Origin of the sequence: Blautia sp. AF32-4BH (assembly GCF_003460565.1) — a bacterium.
GTDB lineage: Bacteria > Bacillota > Clostridia > Lachnospirales > Lachnospiraceae > Fusicatenibacter > Fusicatenibacter saccharivorans.
Window position 1 is genome coordinate 52302 of record NZ_QTVL01000007.1, and the last position, 14936, is coordinate 67237.

17 protein-coding genes and 1 pseudogene are annotated in these 14936 nt (G+C 53.9%); all 18 read right to left on the reverse strand.

All coding sequences use genetic code 11. The features are described 5' to 3' along the window. Nucleotides 1-2: 2 nt before the first annotated feature. Nucleotides 3-587, reverse strand: a complete 585-nt coding sequence (locus DWZ44_RS10120; RefSeq protein WP_117804801.1) for a hypothetical protein — start codon at nt 585-587, stop codon at nt 3-5. A gap of 13 nt (nt 588-600) precedes the next feature. Then, complete coding sequence (locus tag DWZ44_RS10125) at nt 601-1560, reverse strand: hypothetical protein (protein ID WP_117804802.1); 960 nt, start codon at nt 1558-1560, stop codon at nt 601-603. Between the two features lie 179 nt (nt 1561-1739). Next, nucleotides 1740-2093, reverse strand: coding sequence for a cysteine-rich VLP domain-containing protein (locus DWZ44_RS10130; protein WP_055228207.1), 354 nt, complete (start codon nt 2091-2093; stop codon nt 1740-1742). A 4-nt stretch (nt 2094-2097) separates the two neighbouring features. Next, nucleotides 2098-2274: a hypothetical protein gene (locus DWZ44_RS18425; protein ID WP_199608690.1), complete on the reverse strand. Its 177-nt coding sequence runs from the start codon at nt 2272-2274 to the stop codon at nt 2098-2100. Then, complete coding sequence (locus tag DWZ44_RS10135) at nt 2271-3020, reverse strand: DUF4366 domain-containing protein (protein ID WP_117804803.1); 750 nt, start codon at nt 3018-3020, stop codon at nt 2271-2273. Before DWZ44_RS10135 ends, DWZ44_RS18425 begins: the two co-directional genes overlap by 4 nt. A 2-nt stretch (nt 3021-3022) precedes the next feature. Then, nucleotides 3023-3277 (reverse strand): DUF4315 family protein, encoded by a 255-nt coding sequence (locus DWZ44_RS10140; RefSeq protein WP_014080213.1) that lies wholly within the window; start codon nt 3275-3277, stop codon nt 3023-3025. A gap of 14 nt (nt 3278-3291) precedes the next feature. Beyond that, entirely contained in the window at nt 3292-5010 is a 1719-nt protein-coding gene (locus DWZ44_RS10145; RefSeq protein ID WP_117804804.1) for a C40 family peptidase, read from the reverse strand. After that, nucleotides 4991-7351 (reverse strand): VirB4-like conjugal transfer ATPase, CD1110 family, encoded by a 2361-nt coding sequence (locus DWZ44_RS10150; protein WP_186867750.1) that lies wholly within the window; start codon nt 7349-7351, stop codon nt 4991-4993. The genes DWZ44_RS10145 and DWZ44_RS10150 overlap by 20 nt, the downstream gene beginning before the upstream one ends. Further along, complete coding sequence (locus tag DWZ44_RS10155; RefSeq protein ID WP_097786401.1) at nt 7308-7697, reverse strand: PrgI family protein; 390 nt, start codon at nt 7695-7697, stop codon at nt 7308-7310. The genes DWZ44_RS10150 and DWZ44_RS10155 overlap by 44 nt, the downstream gene beginning before the upstream one ends. Nucleotides 7698-7700: 3 nt before the next feature. Continuing rightward, the gene (locus DWZ44_RS10160) at nt 7701-8270 is read right to left on the reverse strand and encodes an MT-A70 family methyltransferase (RefSeq protein WP_257319276.1); all 570 of its coding nucleotides are present in this window, start codon (nt 8268-8270) and stop codon (nt 7701-7703) included. Between the two features lie 2 nt (nt 8271-8272). Further along, a complete protein-coding gene (locus DWZ44_RS10165; protein ID WP_117804805.1) occupies nt 8273-9052 on the reverse strand; it encodes a DNA-methyltransferase in 780 nt (259 codons plus the stop codon). Next, nucleotides 9042-9773 (reverse strand): septation protein SpoVG family protein, encoded by a 732-nt coding sequence (locus DWZ44_RS10170; RefSeq protein ID WP_117804806.1) that lies wholly within the window; start codon nt 9771-9773, stop codon nt 9042-9044. The genes DWZ44_RS10165 and DWZ44_RS10170 overlap by 11 nt, the downstream gene beginning before the upstream one ends. Nucleotides 9774-9788: 15 nt before the next feature. Continuing rightward, nucleotides 9789-10655, reverse strand: coding sequence for a VirB6/TrbL-like conjugal transfer protein, CD1112 family (locus tag DWZ44_RS10175; RefSeq protein WP_087989534.1), 867 nt, complete (start codon nt 10653-10655; stop codon nt 9789-9791). 11 nt (nt 10656-10666) lie between these two features. Further along, nucleotides 10667-10747, reverse strand: a pseudogene (locus DWZ44_RS10180) (Maff2 family mobile element protein); the annotation flags it as partial. A 90-nt stretch (nt 10748-10837) separates the two neighbouring features. Further along, nucleotides 10838-12508 (reverse strand): recombinase family protein, encoded by a 1671-nt coding sequence (locus tag DWZ44_RS10185; protein WP_117804807.1) that lies wholly within the window; start codon nt 12506-12508, stop codon nt 10838-10840. Further along, nucleotides 12509-12706, reverse strand: a complete 198-nt coding sequence (locus tag DWZ44_RS10190) for a hypothetical protein (RefSeq protein ID WP_117522850.1) — start codon at nt 12704-12706, stop codon at nt 12509-12511. 241 nt (nt 12707-12947) lie between these two features. After that, the gene (locus tag DWZ44_RS10200) at nt 12948-14285 is read right to left on the reverse strand and encodes a virulence-associated E family protein (RefSeq protein WP_117804808.1); all 1338 of its coding nucleotides are present in this window, start codon (nt 14283-14285) and stop codon (nt 12948-12950) included. Next, nucleotides 14254-14898: a CHC2 zinc finger domain-containing protein gene (locus DWZ44_RS10205; protein ID WP_025544160.1), complete on the reverse strand. Its 645-nt coding sequence runs from the start codon at nt 14896-14898 to the stop codon at nt 14254-14256. The genes DWZ44_RS10200 and DWZ44_RS10205 overlap by 32 nt, the downstream gene beginning before the upstream one ends. Nucleotides 14899-14936 lie beyond the last annotated feature (38 nt).

Below are 14936 nucleotides of genomic sequence, written 5' to 3' on the forward strand. Positions count from 1 at the left end.
CCTTATCTATCGCCACGGTCAGGCTGCCTGCGCTGGGGAGCCGGAGCCTCCGAGCCGCGATCTGCCTCCGCCAACTTTGCCGCGTTTTTCATCTGCTCGGCAATCGGACGGGGCCTGTCGGGATTATCAGGCGCAGGACGCAGCTCATAGTCGGATGCCTGCTTTTCTGTCAGGGGGCGGGTATAGGTAAGATAACCCCAAGCCAAGAACGAGCCATTTTCCACCGGGACGCGCTGATCGTAATTGAAAATTTCATCCGGCTTGTTATAGGGCGGCTTCGGGAATGTCCCGATGTCCACAGGCCGCTGGGTCGAATAATACTTGTAAAGACCGGGAGCCTCGGTCTGCCTGATCCCCACGTTATAAATACGCTGATAGTCCTGCACCCGGTCTGCAAAATCCTGCTCCATCGCGGCACGGTCATTTCCATAGTGACCCCATTCGTACTGCCGCTGGCCGTCCTTGTCATCATAGCAGGCCCATGTGACATAGCGGGATGGCGCGGTGGGATGTTCGCCCAATGCAAATCCACGTCCATTTTCCAGCATGACCGCCTTCAAAATAGCATAACCTTGATTTTTGTCCATAGTACACCTCCCATCATCGAGACATTTCTTTGTTTTCTCTTTTCACAAATGGCTGGAGCTGATAGGGGCTTGTACCGTCCTCGGGCCGCAAAAAGTCTATCCGGGCCGCAGCACGGATGGCGTTCTGGTTAAGCTGCCGCTGCCATGCCCCTTGGCTGGGAGCCCACTTAAAGCCGTTGCTTTTCAGTTCCTGCCGCTGATCGGCATCGGGCTTTTCCTCAAAAATAAGCTGCAAACGGTTTTCAGCCTCGTTGATTTTGGCCTCGCCTCCGGGGAATGTCCAGCCAGCAAACTCGGAGCGGCTGCTCAGTTCCTCAATGCGTTGGCGCACACGGCGGATGTTGGCGTTGTTGTTGGAAAGCAGATAGGCGGGGTATGGCTTGCTTTTGTCCAAGTGCCATGACTGCGCCATATCTGCTTTGAGCTTTTCGGCCTGCTCCGGCGTAAGCTCCGGGCAGCTGTCCAGCGTTTTGTGTTTCCGAAAATACGCATTGACCGCCTTCATGGTGGCCTGCAGGGACTCCAGCCCCTCCAGCTTTTTTGTCAGCTTTTCCACGGCCAGATCGTCATCCGCGCTGATCCCACCCATTCCAACAGAGCGGATTTTATCAAGCAGCTTTGAAATCTCCGCATACTCTCCATAGTTGCGATCCCGGGCGGCGTTCTGCTTGTGCTTTTTTATCACAGGGAAATTGCCGCCCCCGGAGATCAGAATAGAGGGCACCCGGGCATCAATCACATTGCGTTCATTCAGATTTTCAGCAAGTTTCCGGGCATAGCGATCCACCAGTGTGTCAATCTTATCATGGTACATGGGATCGACACGCGCTTTCTGGCGTTCCGCCGCTGCATACGCTTCATCGACCATTGCCCGGTAGCCCGCCGTAGCGGAGCCCGGCTGATAGTCGGAAAAGCTGTTCATATCTTTTGCCCGCTTTGCGGCTTCTTCGTTGATCGGATAATATTTCGGCATAGTACCTCCTTCCACAAAAGCCGGAACTTTGGGACAAATTGTCCCAAAGCCCCGGCAGCTAAAATGTTGACAGCATCTCACGGAAACAGGGCCGGACATAGAAATATACGCCTCCCACAGAAAAGAGCCTTAAAAAGCCTTGTCACAGGCGGGTTTTGGATGTCCTAATTGTCAACACATCAGCCCCGTTTTTTCCGCATATATTCCCGCTGCTGTCTGCGGTGTGCCGCCTTTGCACAGGCCGCCGAACAATAGGTTTGCCGTCCATCAGGAGCCACGGCTCTGCCACATACCGGGCAAGCCTTGAAATCCGGCCTTGGCCCCTCTGTCAGCAACGCAGCCTCCAGCGCCGGATCAAGGGGCAGAACTGCCTCGCGGAAGTAGCGGCAATAAGCCCCCGTCCAGCATTTCCCAAACATATAGCACTCGCAATCCAGCGGCAGGCAGCCGCAGTCCCGGTCATAGTTGGCACACCATTTTGACACCAGCCTGCGGATTGCCGCTTTTTCTGTCCGGGTCAGTTCTCGGCCCACAGCATCACCTCCCGTTGCTCGGTGGTTTGAGCTGCTCCCGGTAGCAGAACACGCAGCCAATCCCGCGCCAGTAAGGGCAGCCGTCACAACGGGAGCCCTTCGGCGGCAGGCTGAGCGGCACACCCTTAAAGTAGCTTTTTTCTTTCATAAATCCCTCATAGGGGTTATTTGTAAATCTCATTCATTATCCTCGCTTTCGGTATCGTCCTCGTCCCAAGGCGGCCCATCGTCCTCGGGATCGTCATAATCAGCCAGTTCCTCACTGTAATCCTCTTCGGGTACAGCAGCTTTTTCATGCTTCGGGCGGTAGATTTTGAAGTACCAGCCTGCACCGCCGCCCAGAACAGCCACTGCCAAAATCAGCAGAAGCGTCCCGGTATTACTTTTCTGCTGGGGCTCGGGTTCCGGCTTCTCCGCAGGTTCCGTCACCGGGGCGGGTTCGGGAGCTGTGCCAGCACACTCGGTCATATTGGTCGCGCAGACTTCGCAATCCGTATGGATGGCTCCGGGCACACATTTTTCTGTGCAGGAGCAGGCCGGAAGTTCTCCGCCAGCGGCCTCCAGTGCCGCCAGCAGATCGGCTTCATCCACCATGTTCAAAAAGTAGGTGTGATACTGTTCGCCGTCCTCGTCCACAGGCTTGTCATAGTCAATGACAATGTAAAAGGTGTTGCCGCCGCTGGTTTCCACCGTGATGAACTGTTTGTTGGTTGCAGCATCGTAGAGCAGATCGCGGGTCACAAGGTTTCCATCCTCCGAAAAGCCCTCGCCCGGGGTAATGGTAGGTGCAGGCTCCGGGATCGGAGTTTCTTCCACAACAGGCGGTTCCTCATTCCCACTGCCCGAATAGGCGTAGGCTGGGATCGCAAAGCCGCATAAAAGAACGGCGGAGCAAAGCCCCGCCGCCAACATACGAAAATGTTTCATATTCAGTTTTCCTCCTTCTTTTCTTCTTCGGACTTCGGGACACTTTGTCCCAAAGTGCCGCCGTCCTTCAGCTTCTCAAACAGCAGCGGGAGCTCCGTAAGGGAAATGCTCATGCCGCGCACAATGTCCACGATCTCGCTGTTTTCTGCCTCCAGCTTTTTCTGTTCCAGTTCCTTGAGCCGGGCCTGCTGTTCACTGATTTTGGCCTTGACCTTATCAATCTCGGCCTGAATTTTCATGCTTTTGGTAGTTGCCATTTCAAAACCTCCTGTCACGGTAAACGCCCGTAGGCGTAAAAATGAGATTGCCAGTAGCTTGTATTCAAGTTTGCGTAGCCGATGGGATCTCCGCAATGCAGCATTTTCCCGTCACCGACATAAATCCCACAATGGCTCACACCCGGCGTGTCATAGGTGCCTTTGAAGAACACCAGATCACCGGGTTTGGGAGAACTGGTCGGCGTACAGATGTTATAGAGCCCCTGGGCTCCCAGCCTGCCCACATTCCAGCCGGAGTGATTGATGACCCACGAAACGTACCCCGAGCAATCAAAGGAAGTGGCGGGAGAACTGCCGCCCCACACATAGGGATAGCCGATATATTTCTGCGCCTCGGCAAGCATCGCGGCAAAGGTTTCATCGTCCAGATATTCTCCGGGCACTTCGTAATCACCGGGTTTCCCGGTAATATACTTGTTCACATAGGGAGAATCTGGGAACAGATCGGGGCGGTTTCCCAGCGTTGCCATATAGATGGCATACCGTGAAAGCTGCTCCTCGCTCATGACATATACGGGCACATGGGATAAATCAAAGTTCTCCAGCGTGACCGTACAGATGTAATAGTCGTAAGGCACCTGATAGGTGTCCGTATGGGAGTTGCCATCCTCGTCCGTCCATGTGTCGGTTTCCGTGCGATACCGGGTTTCCACCACTACATCCTCCGTGAGAATGTACTGGCGGTCAAACAGCATTTGCAGCGTTCCCTGTACCTCGCCTATTGTCCATTGTCCCTCATGGAGCGCACACAAAAGAGAAAGCAGCACATAGGGATCATGTTCGATTTCGTCCAGATCGAAGTGGTATTCGTCATAGTCATGGGTGCTTTCATAGGTGTCCAGATAATGCTGTAAATCATCTTCCAGCGCACAATAGGCGGCTTCGGCGGCCAGCATATCACGATCCTCGCAAGGATAGGTGCTGGCCCCTAATGCACCGGCCCCGGCGTTCCCCAGCATAAGCATGGTAGAGGAACAGGACTGCATAGCAAACAGGAGTAACACACAGAGCACCGCAACCACGGCACCTGCGGGATGACTTTTGACAAATTCCACTGCCCGGGCGGTCAGGCGTTCTGTGGCTGTGGCAGTTTTTCCAGCCGCAGCCGCGCCCTGCTTTGCAGCCTCCGTTGCCTGCTTGCGGTATTGCCTGCGAAGCCGTTGCTTTTGCCAGTAGCGGGTAAGGGCATTTTTCGTCAGCTCCGGGTGCTCCTGTGCGGCGGTGTGAAAATGGTAGTCCGCCGTGTATTTGGTATAGCGGGCCTCGGCCTTGCGTACCACTTTTGCCGGATGTTCCCGGACTTTACGGCGCACAAAGCGGGAGCCATGCCGCAGCGCGGTTTCTCCCACAAGCTCAGAACGGTGTGCGCCTTCTGTGCCGACATTTTCCTGTTCCACTTCAAAAATCTTGCCATGCACGAAGCTGTGAACGGAACCACTGGCAACACGGCCTATGCGTTTTACCGGGCCGGGCTTTTTCGGCGGCTTTTGTTTTGCCAGCTTCTCCCGGGCCTGTTCCAGCTTTTCGCCTTGGGACTCCATACGGAGCTTTGCCGCCGCAGCCTGTTCCTGCTGGCTCTTTTTGCGGAACTTGGACTTTGGGACACTTTGTCCCGAAGTGTCGGAAGCCTCCGGCCCGGGCTGCTCCCCGTCAGGGGCGTGGGCGGTCTGCGACCAAGCCTCCTCCTTGGCCTTATTCGTTTTTCGTTTCATTCTTCATATCCTCCGGGCGGGTAGTCAGCAGATCATAGATTTCTCCGCGAGGGAACCGATCCACAAACGGGATGGTCACATTTCCATAGAACAACAGCCCCTCGCCGGAATTGCTGTGTGTGATATAGGAAAGCTGATGCTCGGAAATACCGAGCTGTTTTGCCAGAATGGTACGGTCACTCTGCGCCTGCGAAAGCAGAATCATAAAATCCGTGTTGTCCAGAATGTTCTCGATTTCCCGGCTGGCCAAAAGGTCTTTGACGTTCTGCGTCAAAGCAGACGGCACACATCCTTTTTTACGCAGCATTTTCCAGACTGCCACAAAGTAGCTGGCTGTCAGCGGATCGCGGAGCAGAATATGAAACTCGTCAAAGTAGCACCAAGTCGCCGCACCCTCGTGGAAGTTCTGATCCACCGCCTGCGAAACAAACTCATTTGTGATGTGCATTGCAATCTTTCTAAGGTTTTCGCCCATGTTTTTCAGAACGATGCACACCACACGGCTGTCCGTCTTGACGTTGGTAGGATGGTTAAAGAGATTGAGGGAGCCTGTGCAATAAAGCTCTAAGGCAGTTGCCACGCGCCGGGCTTCGGGCTCCGGCTGGCGTAAGAGCTCTTCGTACAAATCCTGCAACAGCGGTGTTTTTGCAGTTTCCAGTCCGAGCGCCTGTTCCCGGTACACCAAACGCACACAGCGGTCAATGACCGTCTTTTCAATGGGCTGCAAGCCTTCCTTGCCGCCGACCACCAGCTCGCATAGGGACAAAAGAAAATCCGCCTTCATGGAAAGCGGGCTTTCTCCGGCGGCCATATTGAGCTCCACATCCATCGGATTGAGGTGGTGCGGGCTGTCCGGGGCAATCTCGATCACCTGGCCGCCCAGCCTTCGCACCAGCGGAGCGTATTCGCCCATCGGGTCAACCACGATGATCCGATCCTGCGGGATGGTGAGAAACACATTCAAGAGCTCACGCTTTGCAGCAAAGCTCTTGCCGGAGCCCGTAGAACCCAAATACATCCCGTTTGCCGACTTCAGCTTTTTGCGGTCAGCCATGATGACATTGTGAGAAAGTGCGTTCATGCCATAGTAGAGTGCCTGCCCCGCCATGCGGAGCTCCCTTGTCATAAAGGGGATAAAGATGGCTGTGGAGCTGGTTGTCATACCGCGCTGGATTTCTACCTCGTTGTAACCAAGGGCCAGCGAAGAAACAAATCCCTGTTCCTGTTGCCAGTCCAGACGGCGCAGAGCGCAGTTGTATTTCTGCGCGATGCCGCCCACGGTAAACACATCGTTTTCCAGCCGCTGGCGAGTAGGGGCAAGGTTTACCACCGTAAAGGTCAGCAGAAACATTCGCTCATTGCGGGATTGCAAATCAGCCAGAAGCTCCGCTGCGTCCTTGCTGAATGTGATCAGGTCAGGGGGAAGAATATCCGGGTCATAGCCGGAGCGCACAGCCTTTCTCTGTTCCTCTACTTTCATTTTTCCGATGTCCGAGATTTTCCCCTTGATGGTCTTAATTGCCTTGAGCTGATCCACGGTCTGAATGTGCATGGTCACGGTCATTTCCGCATCCAGCTCCAAGATTTCCGCCAGCAGCTTATCCGAAAGCTCCGATGCCATAATCTGCAAGTAGGACACCGCGCCCCAATACTGGCCGATACGGAATGTGCGGGACTGGCGGAAGTCGAGACTGTCCGGGGCAATAAAGTCTTTTGTGCCAAGCCCGGTCTGTGGGATGTCTTTCCACGAAAAGCGGAACGCCTCGCGGCTCCCCGGATGCATCTGGCTATGAAGCAGCGCAAGGCGGGCCCGCCCGTCCATAGGCTCCGAGGGAACGCCCAGCCGCTTAAAGTTTCCCATGACATCAGCCTCCACACGCTCCAGACGGGGCCGAGCCTCCGCAATCCCCTCGGCGGGTATGCCAAAGGTGATGTATTTTGAGCGTTCAATGCCGTTATTGCTTTTGGCAATCTGATTTTTCAGCATCCCGGTAAACTCGTCCCGGACGCTGTTATAGTTGTCATCCGCTTTCGGGATATTGACTTGATAGCGGCTGCGGGAATGGGAACGGCGATTGATAAAGGAAAGCTGGAACGGCAGCGAACTGTCAAAGTAGTTAAGAAATGAGCTCCATCCGCTGAATATGGCGGTCTGATCCTCGGTGGATGCCACGGAGTAATTGATGTCCTCATATTCCACGGTTTTTGTATAGAGCCCACCCGGGAGCTTGCACACACCGTCCGGGTGCATGGACAGATACGGGATTGTCTGTTGGGCAGACAGGGCCGCCCGGCCTTTACCCTTGGCGGCGGCTCCGTTTTTTTTCTTTGTGTTTTTCAATCACATCCTCCTTTCCAGCGCCCGGCCCGGCAAAGGGCGCATAAATGTTTTCGGTTCGGTAGGCCCTGATCCCCGGCCTTAGAAACTTGGCCCGGATGATGTTCCGCACCACCTTTTCAAAGGGTAAGCCGTCCTTTTCATACATGGCCAGCAGGAACGCCGGGAGCATAATTCCCAGCATGAGAAACATCGCCCCGGTATTGCCGAGGGTGCCACGGGTCAGCAGATAGGCCGGAATCCCCACTGCGCCCGCGCTGCCGAAGCAGACAAGCTGGCGTTTGGTGAGGTTGAAAGCCATCTTTGTTTTGATTTTGGATAAATCGTTTGGTACGTTTACATAGGGCATAGATCACACTCCTTTCTGCACTTCGGGACAATGTGTCCCAAAGTCCGGGATGGTTGGTGTTACTTCATTTCCCCATACAGCCCAGCCGGGCGGGGTCTGCCTGGCAAAGAGCTCCACGCGGGGCAGATCGCCCATCAGGGAAATGATTTTGGCGCGGGCCTCGTCCGGCTTTTTGCTATGGGCTTCAATCGGGGAAATGATGAATTGATGAATGTTGGCAGCCTGCCGCTTTGGATGTCCCTTGGTTGCCAGCAGGCAGATTTCTGCATTGCCCCTTGTCCAGAAGCCAAGGCCGTAAAACCAGCTATCCGCCTTCTTGTTCTTTTTCAGCCAGACGAAAGCAACGCTTTTGTAGGTGAAGCCCCAAGCCTCGATCAGCCGGAGCGCCTCCGGGAGCTGCGGGAAAGTAGCCCATAAAAAGAGTGCGCTGTCCGGGGCTGCAAGATCAGCCACAGGCAACGCACATAAATCCTCAATGCTCATAGTTGGATAATGATTTTCCGCCGCGCCCTGTACTTTCTTAGCCGAGTAGCGCCAAGGGGGATCGGCGTAAATGATAGAATACTGCTGGATAATTACACTCCTTTCTCGCCGGAGCTTTTTACTGCCTGCGCCGCACGGATGCGCTCACTGGCGGCGGCATAAAAGGACGGGGCCGTTTCAAAGCATACAAAGCGGCGTTCTGTGTTGATGGCTGCAATCGCGGTTGTGCCGGAGCCAACGCAAATGTCCGCGACCAGTTCTCCGGGGTGGGTATAGGTGCGGATCAGATACTCGCAGAGCTCCACGGGCTTCTGCGTGGGGTGGATGCCGCCGGACACCGTAGGCACAAAAAGTACATTTCCGGGATAGCGGCGGCCATCGTTGGACTCCGATCCCTGCCGTTCAAATTTCCCATAGTTGGAGCTTGTACCGCTTCGGGAATGAACGCGGGCATAAGGCTTGCCATAAGTAAACTGCGGATTGTAGACCGGGGACTTCTGGTAAAACACCAAGATATTCTCGGACTTTTTCAGTGGAGCCCGGTTTGCATTGAGAAAGCCCGTTCCGCGCTCCTTGTACCAAATCCACTCATAGCGGAGCATGGCGAGGTTGGATGCGCCCAGCACCTTGTCAAAGGGGCACTGTGCGAAAAACAGCACTGCGCCATTCGGCTTGACTGCCCATTTCACCGCCTCCCACAGCTCCGGGAGCGGCAGGGGCACATCCCAATAATTCCGGGTTGTGCCGTAGGGCGAATCAGTCAGCAGCATATCCACGCTATGTTTGGGCAGGGAGCGCAAGCCCTCGATGCCGTCCATGAGAAACAAGCCCTCCTTCGGGACACTTTGTCCCAAAGTGCGGCTATCGGTCATTGCGGGCCTCCTTTGCCTTGGCAGGCGCAGGCCGGGCAGCGTTTTCTTTTCCCGCTTGCTTTGCAGCCTCGGCCATCTGCTCCTTGATCGGGGCAGGCCGTACCGCCTGGGCCCGTGCAACAAGCTGTTCCACCGCCGCATGATACGCCTCCACACCAGCCGCGTTAATCCGTTCCTGTGTGGCTCGGTCAGGAATCCGAATCGTAGCCCGGTATCCCGTCCGGCTGGCAGGATCAGGTTTAGAGGGAGCGCCGAGGAAAATCCCGTTTTTCCCGTCCACAACCTTAAAATCGTCGATGACCACACCGCCAAAATTGACGCTGGCGAAGCCGATCAGTTTTCCCTGCGGCTCAATCGGGCGGACAGATACCGTGATCGGAACAACCGCCTCCTGCAAGACAGCATCTGTCCGCATTTTTACTGCCTCATCAATGCTAACGCCCTTGACTTCTGCAAGCTCCGCGATGGGCGCATCAAACAGCCAGCGCCGTTCCTCCGCAGCAATCTGCTCCTGGGTCAGCAATACATCGTCTTTCTTACTCAGATAAAATTCCTCCTTTCCGCTTGCCGGAGCAGGCTGGGCGGGGTCGTCCATCAACTCTTTTCTTTGCAGGACGGCCTCTGTTTCCGCCATAAAGCGGTAAGTGTCTGCCTCAGTAAACTCCTCCGGCGTTTTTCCATTCCATAAGCGCGTTCCGTCTGCCCCGTATCTTCTCGGCATAAGCACCACCTCCTGTTAATGAGCGCCAAAGATACGCTGGGCAATGCTCCCGGTCTTAAAGAGCATGAAGCAAAGCAGAACCGTGTAGCCCACAGTTCCCCAAATCGCCCCAATGGGATCGCCGCTTGTTGCGATGCCTTGAATGAGCACCGCGTAAATTGCAACACATACGAGGATCAGCAGCCCTTGAAAGCCTACGGCAAACAGGGACTTGATATAGTTCTGCCCGGTGCCGCCAAGTTCCCGGTTGGAAAGCGTAGCAACGGGGATGGGGGCCAGACTGGTCAGCAGATAGATTTCCAGCATCCTGCCATACACCAAAACGAAAATGATAATTCCCATCGCCTTCATCGTGAAGCCAATGAGCGCAGACTGCAGCCACAGCCCCAAAAGCGGCCCCAAGTCCATCGCCTCCAGCGAGGTTTCCAGTTCAGCAAGCATATCCGCCGAAACATCGGTAGAGCCTTGAATGAGTCCGCCTGCCTGCGCGATGACGCTCTGCGAGACATCGAACACGGCCATGACGATATTGAATGTGTTTGACAGGATCAGGATTGCACAGGCTGTTTTGAACATCCATTTATAGAGGTTCGCAACGTCAACCTCGTGCATATTGTTCTTTTCCAAAAGCATCTGTATGAGCTCATAAGTGGCAACAAAGGTCAGCACCATTCCGGCAATCGGCAGGATCACCGTTTCGGAAAGCTGTCGGATCAGGGAGAAAACCCCGGCGTGCCACGCCGCCGGAGTAGTCCCTACCTGTGCCGCAATCTCTCCGACTTGGGTATTGACAGTATCAAAAAGACCTTCGAGGTTCCCCATGATCCCGCCAATCAGAAGCTCTTTGAGCCAGTTTGTGAGCCAGTCGGTGAGAAAATCCATAAGCGCCTACCTTAAAACAGGCCAGACAGCAGAGGGATCAGTGTGGTGCCAATGACGATGATGCCGCCGCCCGCCATGAGCTGTTTTATCCCCAATTAGGTGTAAAACTCTGCTCGATGGCGGGCGGCGGCGTACAAAAAATCTATATGGTGTTTTTAAGAGAACCGTCCCGGTAGGACAGGTCAGGCAGTGACCTGTTCCACCTCTGGGATGGGTTTGAGATTAAAATGAATTTCGATAGAAATGTGTCTTGTTTTATCTTCGTCAATGCGCTCATGCACGACGATTTCTTTGATTAAGCGGTTAAGGGTGGCTGCGTCCAGCTCTGTGATGTTGGCATATTCCTGAATGGCTTCCACCCATTGTTTTGCATCATTGGCAAGCTGGGCTTCATCGGACAGCCGCTTCCTGCCCTCGGACACTTTTGCTTTAAGCTCCGTCTGCTCGGTCTGTGTCTTTTCCAGCATGGTGTTGAAATTCTGCTCACTGATACGCCCTGCAATCATATCCTCATAAAGCCGCATGACCATTTTATCCAGAACCTCAATCCGTTCCTCGTCCCTTGTAAGGGAGCGTTCCATTGCTTCCCGCTGTTCCCGCTGCTCGGCTTCGCAGGTATTAGTCAGGCGGTCGGCAACCGCTTTCCCGTCCATCAGGGCAGCTCTGGCACATTCCCGGTTTTTCCGCAGCACATGGCTGTAAAGGGTGTCATAGTCAATCCGGTGCTGGGTGCAGTGGTTCTTTCCAAAGGCATTGTAGGTCTTGCAGGAATAAATCTGCTGGGGATGTTTTGCGTTTGTGTAGCGTATCGTCAGCGACTTCCCACACTCGCCGCATTTTATCAGTCCGGCAAACAGGCTGATTTCATTGGTCTGCCCCGGACGCTGGCGGGATTTCAGCTTGTTCTGCACAATGTCAAAGCTCATGCGGTCAATCAGCGGTTCATGCTGTCCCTCCACTACAATCCAGTCCTCCGGCTTCTTTTCCCCAATCGTGCCGATTTTGAAACGGTAGTCTTTTTTCTGGGAAGCAATCGCCCCGGTGTAGACGGGATTCATCAAGAGGTCTTTGATAACGGAGAAGTCCCACATATACCGTCCGTTTTCCGGGTCTTTCTTTTCCCATTTGGTGCGGGTATTGCGAAGCCCCCGTTCCCGGTTCCACCATGTGGGGCAGGGGATTTTTTCTTCCTCCAGCCGTCTGCGGATATAGTTCGGACCATGACCGTTCAGGGCATATCCGAAAATCAGCCGCACAATCGGGGCGGTTTCCTCGTCAATGAGCAGATGGTTTCTGTCCTCTGGGTCTTTCCGATACCCAAAGGGGGCAAGACACCCGGTAAACTGTCCTTTCTGCGCTTTCAGAAGATAAGAGGAATGGACTTTCTTGGAAATATCCTTGCTGTACATCTCGTTCAGGATATTCTTGAACGGGGCAATATCGTTGTTATCCCGCAGGGTGTCGATACCGTCATTCATGGCGATATAGCGGACACCGTTTCTTGGGAAAAAGTCCTCAATCAAATGCCCGGTTTGCAGATAGTTACGCCCCAGTCGGCTGAGGTCTTTCGTGATGACAAGGTTGATCTGCCTGCGCTCAATGGCTCTCAACATTCTCTGTAAATCAGGACGCTCCATGTTAAGACCTGTGAAGCCATCATCCTGATAGACTGCCACAACCTCCCATCCCTGCTTTTCGCAGTATTTTTCCAGCATATCACGCTGGTTTGCGATACTGGCACTTTCGCCTTGCAGGTCATCGTCCTTTGACAGCCTGCAATAGACCGCCGCACGATAGCCCCCGGCAAGTGCCGAACCGATTGTCCTGTATTCCATTTCGTTCATCATAGCCATTTACCCACACAATCCAGACGGTATCTGGCTCTTTTGAACCTCATCTTCATTATACTTCAATTCTTTCTTTTTAGCAAGATATTCTTTTGTATTTGTCTTGCCGTATTTCTGGGAAATCAGGCTGACGAACACATCGGTTGCGTCCAACTCCCCGTCAAACACTGTTGTAACATGAATCTCTGTTTTGTTTTTTGCCATAGGCAGTTATCCTCCATACATGAAAATAGCCAGACAGAGGGTGTCGGCAACGAAGTCCGGCAACGGGCTTCAAAAGACCTTGCAAACAATCTCAATCTGGCGATGGTTACTATTTATACTTTTCTTTTATTTTTCTGTTGTTTTGGTTGTCATAGGGGAGAAAAGCCGATAGTTTCGGGATTTTCCCCGGCAACCGGCTCGGCAACGGGATAGCAACAGGGGATGCAACGGGCTGTCATTTTCAGAATGGAAGCTCCATCTGTTCTGTGACCTCCACAAAACCGTCCATCGTTTTTTCAGACGGGTTGCCGGAGTCCGTTGCCGGGTTTTCACGCTCCCAGCCCTTTTGTCTGCCATATTCGGAAAACATTCTTGGGTTCGGGAAGTACCGCCAGCCAGAAATGCACTGGTTCATAATCTCGTTGATTTCCCGGATTTCCCATTGCTTCGGCTCGTCAAAGGCATGGTTCAAGGCTTCCTTGTAGAGCTGCTTGGAGCAGACCATGCTCCCGGTGTACTTATCAAGATACGCCTGTATCATCCCGGCTTTGGTGTCCTCCGGCATAAAATCCCGCTGGTGTTCTTTGAGATACCGCTGCATGGCGGGGCTGAAAGCCAGCTTGAACCTGCCGCTTCGGTAAATCTCCATAGCTTCTGCCCACATTTGCTCGATATAGGCTCTGGAAGCAGCTTCATCCTCCAAAATGTGAACCTCGGCTTGTTCCGGGTACACCATGACGGGGATAAAGCGGCGATTGCCGGAACGGTCAAGGGGCAGGAAGTCAAGAGCATTGGAAGTGCCGCCAAACACGCATTGGCGGGGGCGGTCTGCCGGGTGGGTTTCATAGGGTATCTTGTAGACCTCCTTCTGCCGGCTTAAAAATGACTTGATTTCTTCGATGCTCTTGGCGTTTGCGGTTGCCATCATTTCCGACATTTCGATAATCCAGTGACCTTGCAGCTTGCGGTACACATTGTCATCGTCCAGCTTCCGCAAATCATCGGAGAACCACTCGTCCCGGACTGCCAGCAGACGGAAGAAGGTGGACTTGCCAGCCCCCTGACCGCCTACCAGACACAGCATGATTTCAAACTTGCTTCCGGGCTTAAATGCCCTTGTAATCGCCCCCAGCATGAACAGCTTCAAGGCTTCATAGGTGTAATCGTCCACATCAGCTCCCAGAAAGTGCCGCAGACAGAAGCGGATGCGCTCAGTCCCGTCCCATGCAAGGCTGTTCAGAAAATCCCGGATGGGGTGGTACTTATTCTCATTCGCCACAATCCCGATGGCGGTTTCAATCTTTTTCTCACTGGTAAGCCCGTAGGTTTCCTCCAGATAGAGAAGCAGATACTTCATGTCCGTATCGGTCAGGGCTGTGCTTTCTCTGTGAAAACCGATGGGCTTTATGATGTCCTTGCGGTCGGTCAGGATGTTGTAGGCGATTGCCCCGGCAAGCACAGGGTCACGCTGGAATACGGTCAGGCAGTTCCGTATGCTCTGGCGGACGCCGCCTTTCTCGGTGGTTTCCAGAGTTGCCTTTACTTCCTCAACGCTCTGGGGCGGCTGCATGGCGTTCATGGTGTTTTTTAGTTCTTGCTGCGTCTGCGGCTGCAAGCTCTGCCATTCGCTGTTCAAGCTGTATCACATCCTTTCCGTAGTCCATAATCAAAACCGCTTTTTCCTCTGTCTCCCCGAACAGCAGCACATCCAGCAGATATTCCACATGGGCTTGCTTCTGCAAGGCTTCCACGAACCGGGGATGAAACGCTTCCTCCGGGGAGTGCGGGGCATAGTCGGTTTTCCATACCCGTAAGAGGTGTAGATAATCGGCAAGGACACGGAAGCAATGTGCCTTTGCTTCCCGGAACTGTTCTTCCGGGGATTTCTGCCGGGGCTTGGGCTTCCTTGCCCTGCCCGGTGGCTTCCAGTCCTCATAGGCAAGCCCGAAGTCACTCGCCAACTGTGCGGCGGCTTCCTTTTTCCCCAGCCCGTACAGGGCAGCTACAAAATCAATCACATCCCCATCTGCACCACATCCGAAGCAGTGGAAACGCTTGTCCAGCTTCATGCTGGGGGTCTTATCGTTGTGGAACGGGCAGCAAGCCATCCCGTTTCTGTTTACCCGGATTCCGTAATGCTCCGCAGCCTGTCTTGTCGTAACGGACTGCTTCACAGCTTCAAATACATTCAAATCAATTCCTCCTTGTAAAAAAGAAAAGGCACTTATCA